10 protein-coding genes are annotated in these 16,916 nt (G+C 65.1%); 6 read left to right on the top strand and 4 right to left on the bottom strand.

All coding sequences use genetic code 11. The annotated features are described in order from the left end of the window. Nucleotides 1-29: 29 nt before the first annotated feature. Both LPB04_RS05130 and LPB04_RS05125 read right to left on the bottom strand, forming a co-directional pair. On the bottom strand, nt 30-4,160 hold the full coding sequence (locus LPB04_RS05130; protein ID WP_193687662.1) for a DEAD/DEAH box helicase: 4,131 nt from the start codon (nt 4,158-4,160) through the stop codon (nt 30-32). Beyond that, on the bottom strand, nt 4,157-6,106 hold the full coding sequence (locus LPB04_RS05125) for a S9 family peptidase (RefSeq protein WP_193687661.1): 1,950 nt from the start codon (nt 6,104-6,106) through the stop codon (nt 4,157-4,159). The genes LPB04_RS05130 and LPB04_RS05125 overlap by 4 nt, the downstream gene beginning before the upstream one ends. A gap of 132 nt (nt 6,107-6,238) precedes the next feature. Here LPB04_RS05125 and hemE point away from each other — a divergent pair, with 132 nt between their 5' ends. From hemE to LPB04_RS05110, 3 genes are all read left to right on the top strand, one after another. Beyond that, the gene (gene hemE, locus LPB04_RS05120) at nt 6,239-7,321 is read left to right on the top strand and encodes a uroporphyrinogen decarboxylase (RefSeq protein WP_193687660.1); all 1,083 of its coding nucleotides are present in this window, start codon (nt 6,239-6,241) and stop codon (nt 7,319-7,321) included. A 565-nt stretch (nt 7,322-7,886) separates the two neighbouring features. Further along, nucleotides 7,887-9,893 carry a primosomal protein N' gene (locus tag LPB04_RS05115; RefSeq protein ID WP_193687659.1) on the top strand — a complete coding sequence of 669 codons (2,007 nt, stop codon included), beginning with the start codon at nt 7,887-7,889 and terminating at the stop codon, nt 9,891-9,893. Between the two features lie 43 nt (nt 9,894-9,936). After that, nucleotides 9,937-11,379: a dihydrolipoyl dehydrogenase gene (locus LPB04_RS05110; RefSeq protein WP_193687658.1), complete on the top strand. Its 1,443-nt coding sequence runs from the start codon at nt 9,937-9,939 to the stop codon at nt 11,377-11,379. Nucleotides 11,380-11,428: 49 nt separating this feature from the next. Here the strand turns inward: LPB04_RS05110 and LPB04_RS05105 are convergent, their stop codons facing one another. Beyond that, nucleotides 11,429-11,914, bottom strand: coding sequence for an SRPBCC family protein (locus LPB04_RS05105; RefSeq protein WP_193687657.1), 486 nt, complete (start codon nt 11,912-11,914; stop codon nt 11,429-11,431). 261 nt (nt 11,915-12,175) lie between these two features. Between LPB04_RS05105 and LPB04_RS05100 the strand changes: the two genes are divergently transcribed. Genes LPB04_RS05100 through LPB04_RS05090 form a run of 3 tightly spaced genes read left to right on the top strand, consistent with a single transcriptional unit; the run spans nt 12,176 to nt 15,663 of the window. Further along, nucleotides 12,176-14,257: a UvrD-helicase domain-containing protein gene (locus LPB04_RS05100; protein ID WP_193687656.1), complete on the top strand. Its 2,082-nt coding sequence runs from the start codon at nt 12,176-12,178 to the stop codon at nt 14,255-14,257. Between the two features lie 31 nt (nt 14,258-14,288). Beyond that, the gene (locus tag LPB04_RS05095; RefSeq protein WP_193687655.1) at nt 14,289-14,495 is read left to right on the top strand and encodes a SlyX family protein; all 207 of its coding nucleotides are present in this window, start codon (nt 14,289-14,291) and stop codon (nt 14,493-14,495) included. 16 nt (nt 14,496-14,511) lie between these two features. Next, on the top strand, nt 14,512-15,663 hold the full coding sequence (locus tag LPB04_RS05090) for an acyltransferase family protein (protein ID WP_193687654.1): 1,152 nt from the start codon (nt 14,512-14,514) through the stop codon (nt 15,661-15,663). Here LPB04_RS05090 and LPB04_RS05085 read toward each other — a convergent pair. Then, nucleotides 15,601-16,887 carry an FAD-dependent oxidoreductase gene (locus LPB04_RS05085; protein ID WP_307727359.1) on the bottom strand — a complete coding sequence of 429 codons (1,287 nt, stop codon included), beginning with the start codon at nt 16,885-16,887 and terminating at the stop codon, nt 15,601-15,603. The two genes, LPB04_RS05090 and LPB04_RS05085, sit on opposite strands and share 63 nt — an antisense overlap. Nucleotides 16,888-16,916 lie beyond the last annotated feature (29 nt).

The following is a 16,916-nucleotide window of genomic DNA, read 5'->3' as shown; positions in this document are numbered from 1 at the left end:
CGGCATGATCACATGGAATGCGCGGCCGATCAACGTCCCAGTCCCTGCTGCAGCATCGCCAGCATGTCGCCCGGCGACATGCGCGCCGACAGATCGCCGCCCTCCAGCAGGCTGTCGGCCAGATCCCGCTTGTGGCGGTGCAGGTCGACGATGCCTTCTTCGATCGTATGCCGCGCCACCAGGCGGTAGATGGTCACCGGCCGCTGCTGGCCCATGCGGTGCGCGCGGTCCGAAGCCTGGTCCTCGACCGCCGGGTTCCACCACGGGTCCATGTGGATCACGTAGTCGGCTGCGGTCAGGTTGATGCCGACGCCGCCCGCCTTCAGGCTGATGAGGAATAAATCTCCCTCTCCGGCCTGGAAGGCATCGACCCGTTTTTTACGCTCCTGCATGGGCGTCGAGCCGTCCAGGTATTGATAGCCGATGCCGCGCGCATCGAGGTGCTTGCGAATCAGGGACAGGTGATCCACGAACTGGCTGAACACGAGCACCTTGTGACGGTTCTCGAGCAGGCCGTCCAATAAATGCGCGAAGGTCGCCAGCTTGCTGCTGGCGATGCCGAGGCCGGGCGCGACCAGCTCCGGATTGCAGCAGGCGCGGCGTAATCGCATCATCTCGGCCAGGATCGCGATCGACTTCTGGCTTTGCGGCGCTTCCAGCGAGGCCAGTTTATCGAGCGCTTCGCGCCGCAGCGATTCGTAGAGCGCCGTCTCTTCGGCGCTGAGCTCCACCGGCAGCACGATCTCGGTGCGCGGCGGCAGCTCCGTCAGCACCTGGCTTTTCGTCCGGCGCAAAATAAACGGTTGCGTCAGGCGCCGCAGGCGCGCGCGCGCGGCGCTTTCCGCACGTTTGTCCTGCGCCTTTTCGATCGGGCCGGCAAAGCGCAATTGAAACTGGTCGGCGGTGCCGAGCAGGCCCGGATTAATGAAGCGGAACAGGTTCCAGAGTTCGCCTAAATGGTTTTCCAGCGGGGTGCCGCTGGCGACCATGCGGAAATCGCCCTGCAAGGCCATCACCGCCTGCGAGCGCCGGGTTGCGGCGTTCTTGAACGCCTGGGCTTCGTCCATGACGATCGTGTGCCAGCGCTTTTTCGCGAACAGCGGCGCTTCCAGTTGCAGCAGGCCGTAACTGGCGACGACCACGTCGAACTCGGCGGCGCCATCGATCATCTCGGCGCGTTCGCCCGGCCCGAACAGTTTGATCCGTAAAGTCGGCGCGAAGCGCTCGGCTTCCGCGATCCAGTTGGTGCAGACCGAGGTCGGGGCGACGACGAGGGTCGGCCCGCTGGGCGCGCGCAGCAGGATCAGGGCCAGTGCCTGTAAAGTTTTACCGAGCCCCATGTCGTCGGCCAGGCAGGCGCCGACGCCCCAGTGCGCCAGGCGCGCCAGCCATTCAAAACCCTCCAGCTGGTAGTCGCGCAGCTCGGCCTGCAGGGTCGAGGGCAGCTGCGGTTTGTAGGCGGCGCTGTCGGCCATTTTCTTGATGTGCGCGCGCCAGGCTTTATCGGCTTCGACCCCGCCCGCTTCCAAAGCCAGTTCTTCCAGCGCGAAGCTGGCCAGCGGATGCACCCGTAACGCATCCTTGCCGGCGTCGGTGTAGGCGGCCAGGTCCGTCAGGCGCCGGTGCAGTTCGCTGGTGAGGGCCAAAAACTGGTTGTCGCCCAGCGCGATGAACCGGCCCTCGCTGTTTCTCAGCTTGTCGAGCAGCTCGCGCAAATCCATCACGCGGCCTTCGTCGATGACGATTTCTCCGTTCGCGGCGAACCAGTCCTTGTCGCGTTTGATGTTGATGCGCACCGATTTTGCGTTTGCCTTCTTGCTGACGCGGAAAGGCTCGCCTTCCGGCCAGGCGATCACGGCCTGCGCCGGGTCGAGTTCCTGCAGTTCGCTCACCAGTTCCAGGCAGTGAATCGGCGCCGCGAGCAGCCATTCGTCATGTTCTTCTTCCGCCCCTTCCAGCGCGCGGCAGGACGCCACCAGCTGGCGCTCGGCCTCGCGCTCGGCATTCAGGTCGCGCTTCGCTTCAGTGCGCACCCCGGCCACGTCGGCGATCACGCGCTCGGCGCCGCTGCCCGGCGCGTAATAGGCGCCCTCCGGCAGCGGCCGCACCAGGATGCGCAGGCGCAGGCCTTGTTGATAAGGCAGCAGGTGCAGGTGCATTCTCGCGTCGGCATCGATGCGTTCGATATCGGCGCTGCTTGCGCCGATGTCCGACTGCACGGTGACGATCGAGGAGATCGCGCCGATCGCCTGCAGCACCCGCATCTCCGCCGCCAAAGGCACCTCCAGCCCTTCGCCGACGATGGCGCCGATGCGGCGGTGCTCGTCGCGGATGCGCACCACGCGCAGTCGCGTCGGCGTTTCACGCGTGACGACGACCTCGCCGCTGTTTTCCTGTACCGGCGGACGCAGGGAGATAGTCACGTGCTCGCGGGCGGCCTTGACCAGCAATTCCGGCTCGCCTGGCAACAGCTCGACCCGGGTGCCGGGCGCGTCGAACCAGAACAGCAGCGGGTGGCCGACCAGGGCGGATAAAGCCTTGTCGAGGTCGAATTCGTAACGCAGGCCGCTGCCGTAGTACTGGCGCGCCGCGCCGATGCTGGAGACGGCAAGCAGATCCTGCGCGGTAAGGAAGTCGAGCGTGGCCGCATCGTCCGTCAGGCGTTTCAGTCCCATCGGACGGCCGCGGCTCCAGGCGCCCTGGGTATCTCTCTTCTGTTCGCGCGGTTCCAGTTCCTGCACGCCGAGGTGGGCGTCGTAACGGATCAGCCAGACGAGGCGCGACTCTTTCACTACTTCGACGTTCACCGCCGGCTGCAGGTTGATCAGCGCGTTCAGCTGGCGCTCCCACGGCTGCTCGCGCTCGAACCAGTGGGTCATGTCGGTGAGCCTGTGGCGCTGGCGCAGGGCGATCGCGCGCTGTTCGTGGCCGATGGCCCCGAGCTGGCCGAGGATGCCGGCCAGCTGGGCGCTCAGGAAATCGAAGCCGGCGGCCTCCGCCAGGGCCAGGGCTTCTTCGAGGCGCGGGCGCTGCTGCGACAACTGCGGCATCGCCAGCCACCAGTGCAGCAGGGCGCGGAACATTACCGGCTGCAGCGCCGTCTCCCAGTTCCGCGACGGCAGCACCTCGGCATCGACCGTGCCGCCGCGGATCTGGCGCAGCATGCTCAGTTGCTGGTAGACGGCCGTGTCATGGCTCTGCACGGCCCGGGTGGCGTGATCCAGATAGCTCTCGACCGCCTTTTGATGTTTCGTATCGCCGCGGCGCAGCAGGGCCGCCACGTACAGGTGGCCGCCGATGCCTGCGAAAACCTGCTTTCTCCTGCCCGTCTCGCGCCGCAGCTGTTTCAAGGCCGCGTCGAAGCCGGCCAGCGCCTCGTCGATGTGGTCGCGCAGGAGCAGCAGCACGCTGCGGTAGTACAGGGCGGAGGAATCGTCCAGGTCCTGCAGCAGGACGCCGGCATCGTCGAGGCGGCCGCACAGGATCAGGTGCTCCGCCAGCGCGATGCGCAGCGCCATCGAGGCGCCGCCCTGCGCCACGTGCGCCTCGGCGTACTCCCGCACCGCCGGCGCGGTGAGGGGCTCGCGCTGGACATGGTCGACCAGGATCGCCAGCACCTCGTCGCGCAGCGCCGGGTTGATGTGCTCGACGAAGTCGGGGACGAAGGGCCGCGCGCAGATCTCGACCAGCGGATGCAGGTAGGCCGCCTCGTGGCAGCGCATGCAGGCCGTCAGCAGGGGCGCGATCGTCTTCGGGCCTTCTCCGGCCACGAGCGCCATGCGCAGCAGCGCCAGGCCCTGGCGGTAGCTGCGCAGCACGGGGTTGCCTTGCCAATCTCTCCGTAGCGGATTGACGGCCTCGTAGATTTCGCGCAGTTCGGTCAGGCGGCCTTCGCGCAGCAGGAAGGCGATCGCCGGCCAGGCGGCGCCGGGCGCAATGACGCTGCCGCGCGAAGCGATCTCGCCGGCCAGGCCGCGCTCGCGCAGCAGGGACAAGGTTTCGGTGAGTTCGTCTTCGCCGGGAAAGGCCTGCAGCAGCTCGAGGTGCTCGCGCAGGCGCGTGCGCCCGAGCGGCTCCCCGGCCAGCGCCAGCAGGCCCAGGATCAGCTTGTCGCGCGCCGAGCAGGTGGCGAAGGCGTCGAACAGTTCCGTACCGATCATGCAGCCTGGTATGGAGCCAGGTTCTCGATCTCCACCTGCGGCAGTCCTGCCGGCAGAGGAATGCCGAACACGCGCAGGTAAAACGCCAGCTCGGCTTCCAGGGTGCGCACCACGCTCTCGGCTTTCCTGAAACCGTGGCCCTCGCCCTCGAGCGTCAGGTAGGCGACCGGCACCCCGCGTGCGCGCAGGGCGTCGACCATCGTCTCCGACTGCTGCGGCGGCACCACCTTGTCGTCCAGGCCCTGGAAGAAGATCATCGGCCGTTTCAACGCATCGGTATGGTGGATCGGCGAACGGGCGCGGTAGACCGCCTGCGCTTCGGCTTTGGGCGCGATCAGGTATTCGTTGTAGTGCGATTCGAACTTGTGCGAATCCGCGTCCAGGCCGGCCAGGTCGGACACGCCATAGTAACTGGCGCCGGCTTTGAACACGTCGTGGAAGGTGAGGGCGTTCAGGGTCGTCAGGCCGCCGGCGCTGCCGCCGCGGATCAGCAGGCGCGCGGGGTCGACCACGCCCTGCTCAGCCAGGTAACGGGCGCCGGCCACGCAATCCTCGACATCGATCACGCCCCATTGGCCCTTCAACAAATCGCGGTAGCGGCGCCCGAAGCCGGAGCTGCCGCCGTAGTTCACGTCGAGCACGGCGAAGCCGCGGCCGGTCCAGAACTGGGTCGCGAGTTTCAGGGTACTGGTTGCCATGCTGGTCGGGCCGCCGTGGCCGATCACGATCAGGGGCGGCAGTTCGCCTGCCGGGGCCTCGAAGTGCGCATTCGCCGGCGGATAGTAGAACGCATACGCGCTGCGGCCGTTCGCGCTCGGGTAGCGGATGCTCTGCGGGACGGACAATTCCTCCACCGGCGGCAATTGCGCGATCGATTGCATCAGGACGGTGCGCGCACCGCTGGCGGGATCGATCAGGGCCAGCTCCAGCGCAATCGTCGGCGAGCCGGCCAGCAGCGCGACCCTGCCTGGTGAGACGCGCAGCTCGCGGATCTCCTGATAGGGCGTCTCGATCGGGGTCAGATTGCAGCCCTTTGTCGACAAGCGGCCGAGGCGGCTGATGCCGTCCTCGATATAGGTGCAGATGATTTCGTCATCGGCGCTGAAACCGTACATCGAGCCGCCGAAATTCCACTGCGGTCCGCCGAATTCGGCCTCGCGCGGGCACAGCGGGTGCACGACGCCGTCCTCGAAACGGTACAAATTCCACCAGCCGCTGCGGTCCGAGACGAAGTGCAGCAGGCCATCCGGCGACCATTCGGGCTGGCAGATCGACTCGTCCAGGCCGCCGGCGATCAGGCGCCCGTCGACCAGGCTGCCATCCGGCGCAATGTCGGCCACCCACAGTTCCGTACCCTGCCATGGCATGCGCGGGTGGTCCCAGCACAGCCAGGCGAGCTGGCGCCCGCTTGGTGACAGGCGCGGCGCGGCATAGAAGTCATTGCCGTCGACAAGGATGGTCTCCACACCATCGAAGCCGACCGCGCAAATCGTATTCACGGGATAGGCTTCGCCGGCCAGGTGGTCTTCGCGCACCGCGATCAGGCGCTGGCGCGCGCTGTCCGGCACGAAGTCGGCATAGCGCACCGCTTCCTCGCGCGTCAGGGCCACCGGTTCGCCGCCTTCGTCGACCCGGTACAGCCGGTTGTCGGCGAAGTGCGAGAACCAGACCGTGCCGCCCTGGGCCGTATAGGCGCCGCCGCCGTACTCGTGCACGCGGGTGCGGACATTGAACGGGTTCGGCGTCAGTTCGCTCGTTGCTCCCGCGCGCAGTCTCTGCAGCGTGGTGCGGCCCGCTTCGCTGGCGCGGCCGGCCAGCCACAGCACATCGTCACCGTCGAGGGCGATCTGTGACAGCGGCACGGCGCCGGCCGCGACGATGGCGGCACTGATCGGGGAAGTCCAGGTGCCGCAGGGCGCGGCCTGCTTGCGGATTGGCTCGGTCATGGTGGTGTCTGCGCTTTGAAGGTGGAACCGCATTATAAGAGTCTGGCGCGCCGGGCGGCGTTCGCCGGGCCTGTCGCAGGCGCGGCGGAGAATGCGATAATAGCCGTCCTCCGACGTCCATTATTGTCAGCCATGCCACAATTTGCCCCGCTCAAGAACGACACCTTCCTGCGCGCGCTGCTGCGCCAGCCGACCGAGTACACGCCCGTCTGGCTGATGCGGCAGGCGGGGCGCTACCTGCCGGAATACCGCGCCACCCGTGCGCGCGCCGGTTCGTTCCTGGGCCTGGCAAAGAACCCGGACTACGCGACCGAAGTGACCTTGCAGCCGCTCGACCGCTACCCGCTGGACGCGTCGATCCTGTTCTCGGACATCCTGACGGTTCCCGATGCGATGGGCCTGGGCCTGTATTTCGCCGACGGCGAAGGCCCGAAGTTCGAGCGTCCACTGCGCACCGAGGCCGAGGTGATGGCCTTGAACGTACCGGATATGGAATCGCTCGACTATGTCTTCAAGGCCGTCACGCAAATCCGTACCGAAATTAACGGGCGCGTGCCGCTGATCGGCTTCTCGGGCAGCCCGTGGACGCTGGCCTGCTACATGGTCGAGGGCCAGGGCTCGCGCGAATTCCACACCATCAAAAAGATGCTGTACGCGCGCCCGGACCTGATGCACCGCATCCTCGAGATCAATGCCACTGCCGTCGCCCAGTACCTGAACGCCCAGATCGACGCCGGCGCCCAGGCGGTGATGATCTTCGACTCCTGGGGCGGTGCGCTGGCCGATGGCGCCTACCAGGAGTTCTCGCTGCGCTACATGCAGCGCGTGCTCGAACAGCTGCAGCGCGAAAAGGATGGCGTGCGCATCCCGGCGGTCGTCTTCACCAAAGGCGGCGGCATCTGGCTGGACGAGATGGCCGATATCGGCGCCGATGCGCTGGGCCTGGACTGGACGGTGAACCTGGGCCGCGCCCGCGCGCTCGTGGGCGACCGCGTAGCCCTGCAGGGCAATCTCGATCCGGCGATCCTGTTTGCGTCGCCGGAGCAGATCCGCGCGGAAGTCGAGCGCTCGCTGACGGCCTACGGCGCGCCCTCGCATGGCCATGGCCACGTCTTCAACCTGGGTCACGGGATCTCGCAATTCACCCCGCCGGAATCGGTGACGGCGATGGTCGACGCCGTGCACACGTTCAGCCGCCGCCAGCGGGCTGGCTGAGCCGGAATGGTGCGGCGCCACATGCGTGGCGCCCCGCAGAATGCACTGAAACGAAGCGCATTCTCACACTTGTTCACATGTTGCGAAACAGCGTAAACGCAAGCTGTGGACATGTGGACATGTGGATGGGAAATCATAAGTGTTTGAAATTGCTGGGATTTATCTTTAAATCCCCACGCACATAACCACTTGGAAGCGAGTTTTCCAGTAAAGAAATCCCGGTTTCCCTAGCCTTGTTCACAAAGTTATGCACAGGCTGTTCAACTCAGCCATAAAAATATGAGTGTTGACAAGTACTTACGTGACGCATCGCAGAGTCTTGTTTAAATCTTCATAGCGCTCAAGGATTTACGATAAGAAAAAGCGCAGTTATACACAATTCTTGCACTGCGGGAAGCGAGTTGCTGTGGACTACTTCGGTAATCCCAAGTCCTTGAATATAAATGGTTTATTTGGACTTGTTTTTGGCTGATCCGTACATCATTTGACTTAACGTAAACTTCTCCACCGGTCAAGCAGTTCATTCTCCACAAAGTTTTCCACAGCTTTTATACAAGGTCGGACATTGGCGCACTGCATTATTCGGATTGCACTCGATACGCCGCTGAACAGCGTCTTCGATTACGGCTGGCCGCATGAAGAGGGGGCAACTCCCCAGGTCGGCCAGCTGGCGCTGGTCAGTTTTGGGCGGCGCGAAGCCGTCGGCCTGATCGTCGCCGTTGTGCAGGAGACCGAAGTCCCGCCCGACAAGCTGAAAAATGCGATCGCCGTGCGCGACCAGTTATCCCCACTGTCGCCGCAATGGCTGGCGCTGGCCAGCTTCGCCGCCGATTACTACCAGCGCCCACTGGGCGAAGTTGCGCTGCCCGGCCTGCCGAAGAATCTGCGGGTGTCGACCACCGTCGCACTCGATCGCGCCCTGAAAAAAATGGCGAAGCTGGCGCCCCCGGGCGACCCTGCTCCGACGGGCATGCCGCCGCTGAACGCGTCCCAGCAGGAAGCGGCCGACGCCATCGGCGGCGCAGTCGGTTTTACGCCGCTGCTGCTGTACGGCGTCACCGGCAGCGGCAAGACCGAGGTCTACTTGCAGGCCTGCGCCCAGGTACTGGCGCGCGACCCGCAGGCGCAGATCCTGATCCTGGTCCCCGAGATCAACCTGACCCCGCAGCTCGAGGGGAATATCCGCGCCCGCTTCCCCGGCCTGATGCTGGCCACGCTGCATTCGAGCCTGTCGGAAGGCGAGCGCATGCTGCACTGGCTCGCGGCCCACCAGGGACAAGCACGCATCGTGCTCGGCACGCGCCTGGCGATCCTGGCCTCGCTGCCCAATTTAAAACTGATCGTCATCGACGAGGAGCACGACCCCTCGTACAAACAGCAGGAAGGGCTGCGCTATTCGGCGCGCGACCTGGCCGTCTGGCGCGCCCACCAGCTGGGCATTCCGATCGTGCTCGGTTCGGCCACGCCTTCGCTGGAAAGCTGGCACCACGCCCGCACCGGCCGCTACCGCAAGCTGGAACTGCGCGAGCGTGCCGTGCGCGACGCCGTGCTGCCGACCGTGCGCCTGCTCGACATGGAGCGCGACAAGCCGAAGGACGGGCTGACCAGCGGCCTGCTGGCCGCCCTGCGCGGAAGGCTGGAACGCGGCGAGCAGTCCTTGCTGTTCCTGAACCGGCGCGGCTATGCCCCCGTCATCACCTGCGAAGCCTGCGGCTGGATCAGCAACTGCACCCGCTGCACCTCCTTCATGGTGCTCCATAAACCCGAGCACCGGCTGCGCTGCCACCACTGCAGCCTCGAACTGCGCATCCCGAGACATTGCCCGACCTGCGGCAACGTCGACCTGCAGCCGCTCGGGCGCGGCACCCAGCGCTTCGAGGAGGGTTTGAGCGCCATGTTCCCCGAGGCGCGCATCCTGCGCATCGATGCCGATTCGACGAGAAAAAAGGGCAGCGCCCAGGAAGCCTTCGATACGGTGCACCGGGGGGAAGTCGACATCCTGATCGGCACGCAAATGGTCGCCAAGGGCCACGATTTCAAAAAGCTGACTTTAGTTGGCATCCTGAATCCGGATACGGCCCTGTTCTCCCAGGACTATCGGGCCAGCGAGCGCCTGTTCGCCCAGCTGATGCAGGTGGCGGGGCGCGCCGGCCGCGCGGGGCTCGCTTCCGAAGTGCTGATCCAGACCCGCTATGCCCAGCACCCGCTGTATGCGGCCGTGGTGCGCCACGACTACGACCGTTTTGCCGGCAACCTGCTGGAAGAACGCCATCAGGCGGCGCTGCCGCCCTACATGTACCAGGCGCTGCTGCGCGCCGAGGCGCCGGAACTGGCCACCGCCATCACCTTCCTCGAAGAGGCACGCGACATCCTGCCGACCGATGCAGTCACCATCAACGACCCGATCCCGATGACGATGACGCGCGTTCACAACGTCGACCGCGCCCAGCTGCTGGTCGAGTCGCCGTCGCGCCCGGCGCTGCAGGCCTTTTTGAAGGAGTGGCTGTCCCTGCTGCGGTCGATGAAGACGCGCGTGCGCTGGTCGCTGGAAGTGGACCCGCTCGACATTTAAAGCGGAAACGGCGTATCGTCATGCTTGATACCAAAGGATTAACATGAACAAACTACACGTCGACGTTGCAGTCATCGGCACCGGCACCGCCGGCATGTCCGCCTATCGCGCCGCGCACGCGCAAGGGGCGCGCACGGTCGTCATCGAGAGCGGCCATTACGGCACCACCTGCGCCCGGGTCGGCTGCATGCCGAGCAAACTCCTGATCGCCGCCGCCGACGCCGCCCACATGCTCGACCTCGCGCCCGGCTTCGGCGTGCACCCGGGCGAAAAACGCATCGACGGCCGCGCCGTGATGGAACGCGTGCGGCGCGAGCGCGACCGCTTCGTCGGCTTCGTGCTGGAGAGCGTCGAGAGTTTTCCGGAAAGCGACCGCATTCGCGGCCATGCCCGTTTTACGAGTCCGCACACGCTGCAGATCGACGAGCACACCGAGATCGAGGCGGCGCGCATCGTGATCGCCACCGGTTCCTCGCCGGTGATCCTGCCGCAACTGAAGGAGGTCGGGCCCGGCATCGTGACCAGCGACGACGTGTTTTATTGGGACGATCTGCCGGCCTCGGTGGCGGTGATCGGCTCCGGCGTGATCGGACTGGAACTGGGCCAGGCCCTGAGCCGCCTGGGTGTAAAAGTCAGCATCTTCGCGCGCGGCGGCAGCGTCGCCCAGCTGAGCGACCCGGAAGTGCTGCACGCGGCCACGCGTACGCTGAGCGCGGAACTCGACCTGCGCTTCCAGACCGAAGTCGTGCGCGCAGTACAGCAAGGCGAGCAGGGAGTACTGCTCACCACGCGCGACGCGCTCGGCAAGGAAACCAGCGAACAATTCCAGTACGTGCTGCTGGCCACGGGCCGCACGCCGAACGTGCACGGACTGGGGCTGGAAGAGACCGGCCTGACCCTGATGCCGAACGGCGTGCCGGAATTCGACAGCCGCACCATGCAGTGCGGGACCAGTCATATTTTCATCGCAGGCGACGCCAACAACGAGCTGCCGCTGCTGGCCGAGGCGGCCGACCACGGCAAGATCGCCGGCGAGAATGCGGGCCGCTATCCGGACGTACGTCCCGGCCTGCGCCGCGCCATGCTGGGCATTGCCTTCACCGAGCCGAACATCGCCACGCTCGGCAAGAGTTATCGAACGCTGTGCGAGGGCGGGCGTCCGAAGTTCGCGATCGGCCAGGTCTCGTTCGAGAACCAGGGCCGCAGCCGCGTCATGTTGCAGAACAAGGGGATGCTGCGGGTGTATGCCGAATATGGTTCCTGCCGCTTCCTGGGCGCCGAGATGATCGGGCCGCGCGGCGAGCACATCGCGCATTTGCTGGCCTGGGCGGTGCAGGCGCACATGACGGTGCCGCAGATGCTGGACATGCCGTTTTACCACCCCGTGATCGAAGAGGGCGTGCGCACGGCGCTGCGCGACCTGGCGGCAAATTTAGCGAAGGCGACGAATCACACGGATGCGGCGGATTCGGAGCCAGGGACCTGACGCGCTTTAATCGGCTGCAATACGGCGCCGTTCGAAAACGGCGCTGCATTCAATTCAAATAACTCGCATCCAGGTTCCCCTGCTCGGCCATCTGGCGCACGATGCGCACGGTGTCGATATCGGCTTCCTGGTAAGCGGACTTCTTGAATTCGTCGTACATCTTGCTGGCCTGGTCCTGCGACTCTTCCTTGCCGTCGTCGTAGGAAAAACGTACGTACAGCATCGCATTGGTGGGCGCCTCGATCGTCATGACGAGAGTGGAGGCGCTGATCTCGCCCTGGGCCGGGACTTCGTAACGCACTTCCTGCAGCGGGGTCAGCAGGACCGTGTCCTCGACGACCAGGTCGCCATAGCGCAGGCGGCGTTTGAAACTGCCGGATTCGCGATCGCTGATGTCGCACTCGTCCAGATGCGGAATGAACAGCTTCGGCGCTTCGGCGCGGATGACGAGGCCGCGCCAGAGTTGTTCGCGCGTGATGGTGTCGACCAGCGGGTTGAGTGGGTCGTTAATTTCAATCAGGTGTTCGAATTTCATCGTTCGTGCTCGTAGTGGGTGGCGCGCGGCGCCGAAAGGGCGATGGTAGCCGATCTTGGGCCGCGTTCGACAGCGGATTTCCGTATATGCGTCCGCTCACTTGAAATTCAACTTTCCCGGCGCAACAAGGAATTCAGCGGCGTTGCAAATCTGTGCAAAAAAGTTGCCGGATGCGCCAGATGCGGCTTTTCACGCCGGCTTTCCGCCACGCGCCGCCGCGTTCGTCGCTACAATGCTCAGCTGTCTTCCAGAATTTTTCCCATGTCCAATGCACCAAAGTTCGGCCTGAACGGGCCGCAAAGCGAAGCCGTGCTCTACCTCGACGGCCCCTGCCTGGTGCTGGCCGGCGCCGGTTCGGGCAAGACGCGGGTGATCACGCAAAAGATCGCGTACATGATCGAAGACCGCGGCTACGATCCGCGCACCATCGCCGCACTGACGTTTACGAATAAAGCTGCGCTCGAGATGCAGGAGCGCATTGCCAAGCTGTTGAAACAGCCGAAGCAGGCCAAGCAGTTGACGGTATCGACCTTCCACTCGCTGGGCGTGAAAATCCTGCGCCAGGAAGCGGCCGGCGTCGGCCTGAAGGACCGGTTTTCGATCATGGACAGCGATGACTGCTACACGATCGTGTCCGACCTCGGCCTGACGACCGATAAACAGGAAATCCGCCGCATCCAGAATTCAATTTCCCTGTGGAAGAACGGCCTGGTCGATCCTGAAGACGCGATCAACAACGCGAAGGACGAGGACGAAGCGCAAGCCGGGCGTATCTACCGCAGCTACGTCGCCACGCTGGCTGCCTACCAGGCGGTCGATTTCGACGACCTGATCCGCCTGCCGGTGGAACTGTTCCGGAATAACGAGCCGATCCGCGACCGCTGGCAACGTAAATTGCGCTACCTGCTGATGGACGAGTACCAGGACACGAATACCTGCCAGTACGAACTGGTGAAACTGCTGGTGACGGGTCTCGGCAAGAAGCCGATGTTCACCGCCGTCGGCGACGACGACCAGGCCATTTACGCCTGGCGCGGCGCCTCGGTCGAAAATTTAAAGACGCTGCAGACCGATTTCCCGGACCTGCGCGTGATCAAACTCGAGCAGAACTACCGCTCGACGACGCGCATCCTGCAGGCGGCGAATGCCGTCATCGGCAACAACCCGAAGATTTTTGAGAAGTCCCTGTGGTCGGAACATGGACTGGGCGAGCCCATCAAAGTGCTCGGCATGCAGAGCGACGAGCAGGAAGCCGACCAGGTTGCGATGATGATCTCGTCCGACCATTTCCAGCGCAAGAATAAATGGTCGGATTTCGCGATCCTGTACCGCGGCAATCACCAGGCGCGCATCATCGAGCAGGCGCTGCGCAAGGAACGCATTCCGTACACGATTTCCGGCGGCCAGAGCTTTTTTGATAAAGCCGAGATCAAGGACATCATCGCCTATCTGCGCCTGATCGCGAACGAGGGCGATGATCCTGCCTTCATCCGCGCCGTCACGACGCCCAAGCGCGGGGTCGGCATGGCGACCCTGGAGGTGCTGGGCGAATTCTCCAAGCAGTGGAACTGCTCGCTGTTCGAAGCGGCTTTAAAGGGCGGCATCGAGGGCAAGCTGGCCGACCGCCAACTGCACCCGCTGCGCGACTTCTGCCATTTCATCAACGAGCTCGAAGCGCGCGCCAGCCGTCCGGGACCCTCGGGCAGCGGAGAAAACGCCGCCCAGGTGCTCGACGACATGATGAAAGAGATGAATTACGAGCACTACCTGTACGAGAACTTCGATGACCGTGCGGCCCAGGCGAAATGGCAGAACGTCATAGAATTCACCAACTGGCTGAAGGAGCGCGGCAACGGCGGGCGCGACGGCACCGGCGAAGAAAAGAATCTGCTCGAACTGACGCAGATGGTGGCGCTGATGTCGATGCTCGAAGGCTCCGATGAAGAGCAGGACGCGGTGCGCATGTCGACCCTGCACGCCTCCAAGGGACTCGAGTATCCGCACGTCTACCTGGTCGGCGTGGAAGAGGGGATCCTGCCCCATAAAGGCGACCCGGACGACCCGATCGAAAAGATCGCCGCCCGCATCCAGGAAGAGCGGCGCCTGATGTACGTCGGCATCACGCGCGCCCAGCGCACGCTGCAGGTCACCTGGTGCAAGAAGAGAAAGCGCGCCGGTGAGCTGGTGCACTGCGACCCCTCGCGCTTCATCAAGGAGATGGCGCTCGACGAGGGCATTGCCGTGCCGCTCGAGTCGGAGGTGATCAGCCCGAAGGACCGCCTGGCCAGTTTGAAAGCCTTGCTGAATACGCCGAAGCCGGATGCCGGCAAGCTGATGTCATAATGCGCGCTCGTTAAAAATGCCAGGAACCGCCGTGGAACACGAAGACCGTTTTGTCGATATCGAAATCAAGCTGGCGCACATGGAAGACCTGGTCGACTCGTTGAACGGGACCGTCTACCAGCAGGCGCGCCGCATCGACCAGCTCGAGGGCATCGTGCAGCAGCTGGCCGAGCATTTACGGGCCATGCGCGAGATCGGGCGGCAAACTCCGGTGAACGAACGGCCGCCGCATTATTGATGCGGTCCGATCACCGATGAGGCCGCGCCAGAGCGGACTGGATCTGCTGCGCGCGCTGGCCATCCTGTGGGTGATGCTGTACCACCTCACCAGCTATGGCGTCGCCTTGCCGGGTGTGGTGGAGCATGGCTGGATGGGTGTCGACCTGTTCTTCGTGCTGAGCGGCTACCTGATCGGCGGCCAGCTGCTGCGGCCCCTTGCCGTCGGCGGCCAGCCTTCCTGGCGCGGCTTCCTGCTGCGCCGCGCCTTGCGCGTGCTGCCCGCCTATTTGGCAGTGCTGGCCATCTACGCCGCCGTACCGGCCGTACGCGAAAGCCCCGGCCTGCGCCCGCTCTGGCAGTTCCTGAGTTTTACGGTCAACCTGGTGCCGGACGCTGACCGGCTGGCGTTCTCGCATGCCTGGTCCCTCTGCGTGGAAGAGCATTTTTATGTGCTGCTGCCGCCCGTCGTGTGGCTGCTGGCGCGGTATCCGGGCATGCGCCGCACGGCCGCCGTCGCGCTGGCGGTCCTTGTCGGCGGCATGCTGCTGCGTGGCGCGCTCTGGCAATCCGGCGTCGCGCCTCATCTCGGCGAGGGCGGTTATGTCGCGCGCTTTGTCGCGCTGATCTACAACCCGACTTATGCGCGCCTGGACGGATTGCTGGCCGGCGTGACGCTGGCGGCGGTGCAGGTGTTCCGTCCGTCGTGGTGGGCATGGGCCACGCGGCGCAGCGCTGTTTTTCTGGCGCTTGGTCTCGCGGGCCTGGTAGCGGCGACGCGTGTCGATCTGGCGAGCTTCTGGGGCGCCGTGGTCGTGTTTCCGCTGGTGGCGCTCAGCTTTGGCGGCATGCTGGTTGCGGCGGCCACGGAACGCGGCTGGCTCGGGCGGATGAGGGTGCCGGGGTCAATGTTCCTGGCGAGGATTGCGTTCAGCTTGTACCTGACCCATAAAGCAGTCTTTCACGTCGTACGCGATCGTATTGGAGAGGCGTCGGGAGGATCGGATGTGATCGCGTCTGGCGTGTACATCGCCGCCGCGCTGCTGGTGGCAACGCTGCTGTATCTGATGGTGGAGCGGCCATTCCTGCGCTTGCGGGATCGATTCATGCAGCCCCGCGGCGGGGAGTCAGGACGCCACCCCACGATCAAGCCACCCGCCGAGCCGTTTGCCGAGACACAGCAGAGTTAGGGTCGGCGGCAAGCCCCATGGCTCGGGAATCACAGACGCGTCGCACACGAACAGCCCAGGCGTGGACGTCTGCAGATCGGCATCGACGCCTTCCCCGATGCGCACGCTGCCACCCGGGTGCGCCGCGAAATGCCAGCTTTTAAAAATGTGATGCGCGCCCGCCTCGCGCAGGATCGCTTTCGCCAGTCCGACCCCGTGCGCCAGTTTCTTGCGGTCTGATTCCTGCAGCGTTTTATCGGCCCAGCGCGGGCCAACCTGGCCGCCGATCTCGTCGCGGATCTTGACCATCATCGACAGGGTGCGGCGGTGCGCGAATATACGGTCGACACGGCCAACCTGCAGCGCAAAGGCCGCATACATCGGTTGCGGCAGCGTCAGGTCGGCCAGCGCTACCCCTTCCTCATGCAGATGCAGGCCGCCCGCCATCGGCACCTCGGCGCCGCCCTCGATGTCGTCCACGGTCCCCATCACCGCCACCACCGGGTCGCTGAAGAAGGGAACGTATTTCGGCCCCAGGCCGGAGGCATGCAGCAGGCGCGGGCTGCCCAGGCCGCCGCCGGCCAGCACGACGACCGGGGCGCTGACGGTGCTGAGCTTGCCGTCGCGCTCGATTTCGACGCCGGCCGCGCGCCCGTTCTCGACCAGCACCCGCAGCGCGCGCGTCCGGTCGGACAGCTGCGCGCCATGGCGGCAGGCCTCGTCGATAAAATCGCGCGCCGTCCATTTTGCGCCGAACGGGCAGCCGTAGACGCAGCGCCAGCAGCCGCTGCGGCAGGTTTCAGGACGGATCATCTTGTCGAGCTTGTGCCAGTCGAGAGACAAAGCGCGCGCGGCGCTCATCATGCGCGCGGCCATCGGGCCGACCAGCCGATCGGGCAGGGGAGCCAGCGGCAGCTCGGCACGCAATGCGGCCAGCGCCGGTGCGAGATCGATGCCATGGCGTTCGAACATGGCGGCAGGCGGCGGCGCGGCCGTCGCGAAGTTGATGGCCGAGCTTCCGCCGAGCGTAATGCCGGCCACCAGCAGCGAGGCGTCCCGGTGGATATAGGCGCCCTTGCCGGGCACGGCCGCCATCGACGCCATCTGGCCCACGGTGCCTGTCAAGGGGGCGGCGCCGCCCTGTTCCAGCACCAACACGCGCATGCCGCGCCGCGCCAGTTCGCGCGCCGTGCCGGCGCCGCCCGGACCGCTGCCGACGACGATCGCATCATACGAGGAACGCAAGGCTGGAGGCATGGGGGAAGAGGCGGGGG

It is taken from the genome of Massilia litorea, assembly GCF_015101885.1.
Classification (GTDB): Bacteria; Pseudomonadota; Gammaproteobacteria; order Burkholderiales; family Burkholderiaceae_D; genus Telluria; species Telluria litorea.
Note: the sequence above shows the minus strand (reverse complement) of the source record. Positions and strands in the feature narration are given on the sequence as shown.